The organism is Candidatus Hakubella thermalkaliphila (assembly GCF_013281975.1).
GTDB classification, from domain to species: Bacteria; Actinomycetota; Humimicrobiia; order Hakubellales; family Hakubellaceae; genus Hakubella; species Hakubella thermalkaliphila.
This window is the reverse complement of sequence record NZ_BLRZ01000080.1, coordinates 1-9,154: the sequence shown is the minus strand read 5'-3', so window position 1 is coordinate 9,154 and position 9,154 is coordinate 1. Positions and strand designations below refer to the sequence as shown.

At 46.8% G+C, this 9,154-nt stretch carries 7 protein-coding genes; 1 reads left to right on the top strand and 6 read right to left on the bottom strand.

Annotation, left to right across the window (positions count from 1 at the left end; translation table 11 throughout):
* Positions 1–921: 921 nt before the first annotated feature.
* From HW443_RS07865 to tkt, 6 genes are all read right to left on the bottom strand, one after another.
* Positions 922–1,959 (bottom strand): type II TA system antitoxin MqsA family protein, encoded by a 1,038-nt coding sequence (locus tag HW443_RS07865; RefSeq protein ID WP_176235834.1) that lies wholly within the window; start codon positions 1,957–1,959, stop codon positions 922–924.
* A 481-nt stretch (positions 1,960–2,440) separates the two neighbouring features.
* Positions 2,441–2,644 carry a hypothetical protein gene (locus HW443_RS07860; protein ID WP_176235835.1) on the bottom strand — a complete coding sequence of 68 codons (204 nt, stop codon included), beginning with the start codon at positions 2,642–2,644 and terminating at the stop codon, positions 2,441–2,443.
* Positions 2,645–2,864: 220 nt separating this feature from the next.
* The gene (locus HW443_RS07855; RefSeq protein ID WP_176235836.1) at positions 2,865–3,845 is read right to left on the bottom strand and encodes a glycoside hydrolase family 130 protein; all 981 of its coding nucleotides are present in this window, start codon (positions 3,843–3,845) and stop codon (positions 2,865–2,867) included.
* Positions 3,846–4,121: 276 nt separating this feature from the next.
* Positions 4,122–5,804 (bottom strand): glycerol-3-phosphate dehydrogenase/oxidase, encoded by a 1,683-nt coding sequence (locus HW443_RS07850; RefSeq protein WP_176231659.1) that lies wholly within the window; start codon positions 5,802–5,804, stop codon positions 4,122–4,124.
* 194 nt (positions 5,805–5,998) lie between these two features.
* Entirely contained in the window at positions 5,999–6,646 is a 648-nt protein-coding gene (locus HW443_RS07845; protein WP_176231660.1) for a YqaA family protein, read from the bottom strand.
* Between the two features lie 211 nt (positions 6,647–6,857).
* Positions 6,858–8,903, bottom strand: a complete 2,046-nt coding sequence (gene tkt, locus HW443_RS07840; RefSeq protein ID WP_176231661.1) for a transketolase — start codon at positions 8,901–8,903, stop codon at positions 6,858–6,860.
* Positions 8,904–9,023: 120 nt separating this feature from the next.
* Between tkt and HW443_RS13365 the strand changes: the two genes are divergently transcribed.
* A complete protein-coding gene (locus HW443_RS13365) occupies positions 9,024–9,146 on the top strand; it encodes a hypothetical protein (protein WP_258190479.1) in 123 nt (40 codons plus the stop codon).
* Positions 9,147–9,154: the final 8 nt, after the last annotated feature.

The window sequence follows — 9,154 nt, the reverse complement described above, 5'->3', positions numbered from 1 at the left end:
CTCCACCCCTTACTGACTACTGGTTACTGAATTCTGACTACTAACTGATAGCTGAACGCTTATGATTCACTTTTTGGTTCCGGCTTGTCTGGGTTAGGGTTATATGAACTCATTTACTATACTTCCTTCAAGCGCCTCTTTTGATTTTGGGCATAGAAAAACAATAAAACAATTCAGCTTTTTGAAATTATATGTCTATTTTCAAATCAAGAGCCCCACAATGCCACTCAGAAACGCCTTAAGACCCTCTGGGAACATAAACTTAACCGCACCAAAAGGATGCTTTTGGCTCTAAAGGACAGCCAGTCAACCTGCCATGGCAAAAGATCGGGAGAAAGCTCAGTGAATGCATGCTCCGAGTTTCCATCTGTTTCGATCTACCACCCGCTCCTGTTGCTAGAAGAGCCGGCCTCCTCCCACCTCAAAGCTCAGTCCGCCAGAAGAGAAACCCTGTGCCTATCCAAATGCCCTCTTGTCCTTACCTCCGTCCCTCGTATCCATAACTGAGATGCCAGCTCATGAAGAGCCTCCCAATTGCTCCTCTTGGTCGGCTCACCGGTCATTCGACCCCGGATCTCGGCAGACTCTTTCTCTTCGTTTACGCTTCTGGACGCTATAGCGGATGTAGGAGAGGACAGTTTTCATGGCTTATGGTTTCTGAATTGTCAAGCAAAAATGAAGAGAGGTCGAAGCACCCTTCTCAAGCTGCCAACCTTCATTGAATCTGGTTCTTTTGGTTACGGCTTATCTCAAGCCTATTGGGCCCTGCCAGCTACTTTCTCTCAGAGCGCGCGGAAAGGGTCGCTTCCGCCTCTTCCGAATGTATCTGCTCAGAAAGTCGCATATCCAATCGCCCTATGGTATCTCAGCCGATTATAGACGTGGGTGAAGTTTTCTATCATTCTCTCCAGCCTAACTGATTCAAATCTTTAGATCCTTTGCCCACTCATAAGAAATCATGTCACCGTCTTTGGTGTTTTGGTATCCTGCTTCTTCGTGAGAATATCTAGATATTTCGGCGGCATTGAGGTTTTGGAAATGCTTGTCCACTTGTTCCAGGCATTGGCGTTCTTCAACGGTAAGGAAACTTAAGTCTGGTTCTTCCGCCGCAAGGTAAATTTCACCGATGATGTCTCTGGCTTTGTCAAAAATCTTTTCTTCCATCAATAACGCTTCTTCGGAAACCAATTTGTGTAGAAAGAAATCATAGTTCTTTGGCACTGGGCCGTATGGAAGGCGGATGTAAACGGTGCCAGTTACAGACACGCCAAGTTTCTTGAAGTAAAGGAAATCAAAATACCATGCCAGCTTGTTTAGTTTGGTTTTGAGAACTCCACCCGGATGCCTGGCGAAAAACATGATGGCACTTTCAAACTTGTCCAGATCGAAGTGCCTAAAGCCACTATAGATATCGATACGAGCAAAGCCAAAAAAGGATTCCAGGTATTTCTTAAACCAATTTTGATGTTTCTCGCTCGAAAGCCCAACTAGTCGTTTCTCAATCTGCCGGATAAGGTGAGGCGCCAGTTTGTCTTGGCCTCTTTCAAATAACAGCCTAAAATTATCCGGGTCTTTCATTAAGAGCAACTCGTTATTATGAGCCTCATCTTGAAGTGCTCCAGATTCGTAGCGGTGCAAGGTGATTTCGCCCCAACCAAGGAGGCGGCTAAAGGCTCTCTGGCTTATTCCATATCTTTCCCGTATTTCCCGAATCTCCTCTGGTTGGAGAAGGTCATGAGTTTGCCGATAGGCGCGGTAAGCTTTTTGGATGTTTTCCTCCTCGGCCTCAACGTCAGCAAAAAATTCTTTACAAGTGGCACAATACTCGACCCGTGCTTCGATTTCGATTAGCTCATTATTAATAGCTAGCATTTCCTTTTTGAGACCGATCTTTATCTCGCGTTCTGCTTCGCAAACCGGACAAATATCTCTTTTCATGCCGATTTCTTTGAATGTCATTTGTCTTCCCTCTTTTGCTCGCGCCATTCTTATTTATAAGGGTGCTTTAGCGAAGCTTCTGCTTTGTGAAAAGATAGGCACTTGGCGTGGTGTTCGTCGCGGACATGGTATATTTTGAGCTTGATGTAGATTTCGGCGGTGCCGATCTTCTTACCGAAGGTACAGATTGTATCATTTGGATTGGCCTCATCCGCCATCGGCCCCTCAACCCAATCTTTGAAAGTGAGGCCTAAGATTATTTCTCGGCATTGCTTGGGTGTAAGTCCCAACTCGATCAGGCTTTGCCGATTCTTCTCTCTAGGTACAACATAGCACTCTGGCAGCCAACAACTTCGAAATTCGTTCAGGAACAACTCGATCTGCCATTTATCTCCCCACTAGTCCCCCGAGGTAACAATCTATTATGTTATCACATGATAACATAATGTCAAGCAATTCCTAAAGATAGGCGCGAAAGTCGTTTTTCGAGGAAGGATGTTTTCTATCTCTCGACCACCTTCAGCGTGGAATACAGACAAACACTGCGCAGGGTCTCCAATTGTCCCTTTGTGGGTTCTTTGATTACATTAAGAAAATCAGCGGCTTCCCGGTAATCCATCTTGTGCTGATCATGAACTTCAAAGCGAACCTCCTGCCCGTAATTGTAGCCCTGTGGGACATTGTTTAGGACCACTATCTGTACCATTTCGCTCTCGCCAAGGAATTCTCCCTGAAGTTCAGAAATAGTGTTTGCCAGGTTATAGGTGAAAGTCCCAATTCCGCATTGGGGGGAAGATATGTGGCTACAAAGGATACTCGGATAGGCTTTAGCAGCCGCTCTTGCATGATTCTGATACCTTTCGCTCTCTGGCCAAGATTACTCATAGACTCGAAGAGCGCCCCGGAGCATGGCAATAGGCAAGAGCCTACTCCTCGCTTTCTCTTTCAGTTGATTGAGGTGTGGGACAAGATCTGACATATTCTATGAGTTCGCCCATGTCTGCTATGGCTAATCCGACACTGGTATCGGCTGCGCCGTAGTAGAGACGAAGTTCGTCTGTCTCCTTATCCACAATGGCACCGGACGGAAAAGTAACACCGGGCACATCACCTACGCGCTCGTAGCTCTCTTTTGGACCAAACACCCACTCCTCGCTGCGACGAATCATCTTCCATGGCTCATCCAAATCTAGCAAAGCCAAACCAACACGATAAACACTACTGGAGGCTGTTTGTCGCACTCCGTGATAAATGATCAACCAGCCTTCTTTTGTTTCAATCGGCTGTGCCCCCAATCCCACTCTATGACAATCCCACCACCCTCGTCTGACCGGAATCAGAACTTGATGGTCTCCCCAATGCTTCAAATCTGGGGAAAAAGAAATCCAGATGTGGGCTTCTCCTCTAATGATCGGTCTATGAATCAGGGCAAAGCGCCCTTTAAAGCGACGAGGAAACAAAGAAGCATCCTTATCTTCAGGTGGTAAAAGAGGTCCTAACCGGGCAAATGTGTGAAAATCTTTAGTCATCATGAGAGAAACGAGAGGTCCTCCCTTAGAGAAGGAGACGTAGGTGATGGCGTATTCCTGCTCTTCTTCCAGCAAAACAATTCGAGGGTCTTCAATGCCCCATCTCTCTTCTTGAACGTGACTGTTCGGTCCTACCATTGGAGTCGGATCTATACGCCAATTGGTTTTGCCATCCTTGCTTCTGGCCACCGTGAGATGGGAAAAACCTCGCATATCTTCGACCCGCACCAACAGCAGTGTCTCACCGGCAATTTCCGTAGCCGCAGGGTTAAACACCGCATTTGCTGGGTAAGGCCATTCCGCTGGTGTCAGGATTGGATTTCCTTCGTAACGCCTAAAAAGATATTTTGACCTCTTGTAGTTGGCTAGCGTTCCCACTTCTTGCAGTCTCCTTGACAAGATTGATTACATATTCAGCAGGCACTTTCCGTCCAATGGATAAGCGAACGAGCTTCCAATCCGTCCATTCGTACCACATTTCTTATAGAGCACCACTTACCTCCTTGTCAAGGAGGACAGGTGTATCGCAAGAGACGCAGCAACGCAGAGACGTCGGCACAGATCAAACACAACGCCGGGATGTAGTTTGACCTGTAGGATAGAGGTAGTTTTGTAGATGGCTGCAAATGATACAGGCAGCCGCTCCGGGAAGAATCATTGGGCCGGTTTGTAAATAGCCTTAACCTCGTCGATCTCCTTTTCAGTTTTGAGCCTGTCCCAACCCTTTTCTTTGGCCATCATCTGGGCGCAGGCAGCCAAACATTCATCACCAGGACTGCCCCCCTCCCCTAGTTCGGTTCGCCTGAGTATAACGTCAGAAAGCTTCTGGGCCATTTCATCTCTTATGGCGTGCACTATCTCCGCCCAGATCACCGGGGAACCTTTGGTTACCCGGGTGAGCCAGGCAGAATTCCCTTCTGCATAGCGCATCACCCGCTCATCTTCCGTGCCGTAATTGTGAACCAGGTGCCGGACCACTTCCTCATCCAGAGCGGACGGCCGCTTCCGTAGGGTCGTTGCCAAATAATCCTTAAACCACCCCACCTCGGCCCGGCTACCCCAGAGAGGGGTAGCTGAATTCAGATCCGGCGAAGGAACTTTCCCCAATTTTCGAAAGACCATATCTACAGCTTTCCTGGCCACATCAGTCACCGTGGTCAGTTTGACCCCGATTACGCTCAGCAGACCTTCGATCCCATCTAGTGCATAATGGTCAATGAGACGGTAGTGTTTGGCAATCTGAACCTGTCCCTCATTCTGGTTCTTGTCCCTTCTGGGCAACAAGCCGGTATAGAAGAATAGTACATCCTCCCGTCTAAGATGAGCGCCCGGATAGGCTCTATTTACTTGATTAATTAAATCCTGGATTTCACCTTCGGTTGGCCTACAGTGATCAACCGACCCCTCATAAGGTTGCTCGGTAGTACCAACCAGGTTGTACTTGTGCCAGGGGGTGATGAAAAACAGGCGGGAGCCCTTGTTGATGGGGGCATCCTCATCCAGATATCTCTGGCCACTCCACACTCCCAGAGCATACTCACCCACGATGGGGCGGGTCAAGAGCACCAGGACCTTGGCAAGACGCATTGGAGGTGTCTTATGAGGCCGACCCAGAAGAGAAAGTACCTGGTTAATCCAGGGACCACTGGTGTTGACCACTATTTTGCCCCGCACCTGGAAGTGGTCTCCGCCTAAGACATCCTGGGCCTTTACACCGGCTATCCTGCCCCCTTCCCATATAAAGCCAGTCACCTCTACATAGTTAGCCAGCTCAGCCCCTGCCTGGACCGCGGAATGTAGGAAAGAGAGCAGCAACCTTTCTGAATTATAGGCCTGAGAGTCGTACCAGAGCGCCCCCCCATTGAGACCCGCCTCCCATAAGCCGGGGAATACTCTTAGACATTCAGCACGTGATACAATCCGGCCTCTGGATATATAACTCTGGGGGTCAATGTAATCGTTACGGTCCAATCCTATCAGGTCGTTTATCATCAGGGCTATCCTCATAATCTCTTTGCCCTGCAGCAGGTGACCGTAGGTAGGCATTATGCAGGGTAACAAATGGATCAAATGGGGGGCAATTCGCATTAGCCTTCTTCTTGCACCTATGGACTCCCGCATCCGCTTGAAATCGGCATGCTGAAGGTAGCGCAGACCGCCATGAATTATCTTCTGACTGTTGAAAGAGGTGGCTTGTCCAAAGTCAGACTTCTCTAGAAGGGCCACAGAAAGGCCCCGCCGGCTGGCGTCCCAGGCCACACAAGCTCCATAAATTCCCCCGCCTATAATCACCAGGTCATAGATCCCCTCAGATAGTTTGATAAGATCTCGCTTCATAAGCCCAGTTCCGCTCTCCCGATTTAAACGCCAATTTTAGCAATTGTGTTCTTCCAAAGTTTTCTTCCAAATAAGGATACCAGAAACTCGCTCCCCAGAACACGCCCCATGGGGTATCAGGTATCATATGTTTCTGAACCCGGACAAACCCCCACCAAAGAAAAAGGCAGAGGCAAGACACCACCTCTACTTCTTCAAACGAATGGCAGAAATCTCTTCACAATCTCTGCTCCCAATAGGATTAATAAAGAAAACCTTATTAGCCCTCCTAAAAAGCAAAAGAACAGAAAGCTTGGGAAAGGATAGCGCAAGGTACCAGCAACTATTCCCACAATATCAAAAAAAATTATCACCGGAAAGCAAGCTAAAAAAGCTATTACCCAACCACCATAGCGCTTTATCCAATCTTCTGTCTTCTGAACAAGTGGTATGCTAATGTGGGTTATTTTCACTCCGAAACGGCTAACTCCGTACCCTACTCCTTCACCTAAGGCATTTCCAAAGGCAAAAATTATTACTACCAAAATAGGATTTGCCCAGGTAGCAACTGCTGCTGTCGCTATGGCAACAGCAATAGCCATAAGAGGAGCTGGCGGAATTACCGGGGAAGCAGCAACAAAAGAAATTAGAAAAATTCCGAAATAGCCATATTTTTCTAATCCCTCTATGTAGGGAACGAGTTTCGCCATGCCCAGAGAAATTAGAATAGCCACAGCCAAGAATATAAAAATAAGGGTTCCGGCTCTTATCCAGACTGAATTAAGAAGTCGCACTCTCTGCATTTCAATATCTTCCCTTGAAAATAACCCAATTTTCATGCGACGTGGTGCGCCGCGGTGCATGGCGATTCCTTAGATATATTTTTACTTAGAAAATAGATTCCCATTTCCATCGTTCGTGGGTGATGGCCCCATCATGGAAAATTACCTGGAAATTGTTGATCTCTACTTACATATTGCTTTTGATTCGGTTAATTGCCTTATATTACAGGGCTATGTAAAAATTATTTTCTGCTAAAACATCTGTCCGACTATTACGTTAACGACTATCTCACTATCCGGCTAAAAGTATCCTTGCCTTATTTATTATATTTTCTGCTGTAAATCCGAACTTCTCAAGCAGTATCTCTCCCGGCGCAGATGCTCCGAAATGGTCTATTCCAATTGCTATTCCATCCAATCCACTATACTTATGCCATCCATGCGTTGAACCTGCTTCAACAGAAACCCTCGCCTTAATATCAGACGGCAGCACCTTATTTTTATAATCTTCCGACTGCTCTTCAAAAAGCTCCCACGACGCCATATTCACAACGCGCGCTTTAATCTTTTCAGTCTTAAGCCTTTCATATGCCTCAAGCGCAATATGCACCTCTGAACCGGCTGCAATCAGTATAACATCGGGCTTGTGAGGAGCAGAATCAGCGAGTATATAGCCTCCTCTTTTTACTCCTTCGGCAGATTCATACTTATCTCTGTCAATAACAGGAACCTTTTGTCTTGTGAAAATCAGCGCAACTGGGCCGTGCTTATGCGTAACTGCTATTTCCCATGCCTTTGCAGCTTCATTGGCATCAGCAGGCCTTACAACTGTCAATCCCGGCATCGCCCTCAGACTTGAAAGCTGTTCAACGGGCTGGTGAGTCGGCCCGTCTTCTCCAAGGGCTAAGGAGTCATGCGTAAAGACATAGATGACATGCAATTTCATTAACGCAGCAAGTCTGACGGCAGGTCTCATATAATCTGAAAATATTAAAAAAGTGCCTGCAAATGGAATCAAGCCTCCATGAAGCGCCATTCCGTTTGATATGCTTCCCATTGCATGTTCTCGCACGCCAAAAGCTATGTTTGCGCCTCCATATCCCCATTCACCTGATGCTGCACCCTGCACATTTTTATCCGCTGAATCAGGAAACTGGAAATTGCCTTTTTCTTTAAGCTCAGTATTGGTTGAAGGATTCAAATCAGCAGAGCCGCCTATCAAAGAAGGGATATGCTTCGCAATTTCATTCATTACTTTCCCGGAAGCAGCGCGTGTAGCAATGCCCTTAGTGTCAGGAGGAAAAACAGGTATGTCCTTATCCCAAGTATCAGGGAATTTGAAATTCATCATATTATCCCATTCAGATGCAAGTTCAGGATATGTTTTCCTATACGAATTAAATTTCTCCTTCCATTCTGATTCAAGTCGTGCGCCTCTATCTACCGCTTTCCTGGATTGTGTAAGAGCTTCTTTCGGTATATAAAATTTTGGTTCCAAGGGCCAGCCGAGGTTCTTCTTTGTGGCTGTGACCTCATCATGTCCAAGCGGAGAGCCGTGCACTTCAAATGTATCCTGCCTATGAGGGCTTCCATAGCCTATATGCGTCCTTACTGAAATCAAGGATGGACGCTCTGTTTCTTCCTGTGCTTTTTTTATTGCTCTTGAAACAGCTTCTATGTCATTGCCGTCCTCAACATTCTGGATATGCCATCCGTATGCCTCAAACCTCTTGCATACGTCCTCGGTGAAGGTAAGTTTTGTCTCTCCTGACAGAGAAATGTGGTTATTGTCATAGAGGCATATCAGCTTTCCAAGCTTAAAGTGTCCTGCAAGTGACGCTGCCTCTGAGGCAATTCCCTCCATCAGATCTCCGTCGCTCACTATCACATATGTGAAGTGATTTACTATTTCATGTCCCGGTTGATTAAACTTTGCCGCAAAAAATCTTTCGGCAATCGCCATTCCCACGCCCATTCCAAATCCCTGCCCCAGAGGGCCTGTCGTGCATTCAACTCCGGGCGTATCTCCATACTCAATATGCCCGGGCGTCTTGCTTCCCCATTGCCTGAATCTCTTAATTTCTTCAATGGGCAAATCGTATCCGGTTAAATACAGAAGCGAATAAAGAAGAGCAGAGCCGTGACCTGCAGAAAGTACAAACCTATCCCGGTCATGCCATTTTGGATTTTCAGGATTATGTTTAAGAAACCTTGTCCAGAGAACATACGCCATAGGAGCCGCGCCCATTGGCATTCCGGGATGACCTGAATTGGCTTCCTCCACCATATCAACAGAAAGCATCCTGATCGTGTTTATACATAACTCATCGATATTCATAAAAACAGTCCTTTCATTTACAATCTTATAACCGTTCTTCCGATTTTAGCATGGGTATCTACCCATAGATAGCGATTTATGATATAAGCATGGTTTATTCCATTGAGACAGGAGGGAGCCATGCGAGACACCGAACTTTATCGATATTTGCTGGGACTTGAGGAGCTGTGGACGGTCAGTCGAGTTGATTTGGATGTCCGGGGGCAGAGGACAAGATTGTCTTCGACCGATTTCATATCCTGAGCCACATG

Bases quoted from the DNA above. Each gene is read 5' to 3' on its own strand.
- HW443_RS07850 (WP_176231659.1), bottom strand. From the start codon at position 5,804: ATGAAGCGAGATCTTATCAAACTATCTGAGGGGATCTATGACCTGGTG.
- HW443_RS13365 (WP_258190479.1), top strand. From the start codon at position 9,024: ATGCGAGACACCGAACTTTATCGATATTTGCTGGGACTTGAGGAGCTG.
- HW443_RS07860 (WP_176235835.1), bottom strand. From the start codon at position 2,644: ATGGTACAGATAGTGGTCCTAAACAATGTCCCACAGGGCTACAATTAC.
- HW443_RS07845 (WP_176231660.1), bottom strand. From the start codon at position 6,646: ATGCACCGCGGCGCACCACGTCGCATGAAAATTGGGTTATTTTCAAGG.
- HW443_RS07865 (WP_176235834.1), bottom strand. From the start codon at position 1,959: ATGACATTCAAAGAAATCGGCATGAAAAGAGATATTTGTCCGGTTTGC.
- tkt (WP_176231661.1), bottom strand. From the start codon at position 8,903: ATGAATATCGATGAGTTATGTATAAACACGATCAGGATGCTTTCTGTT.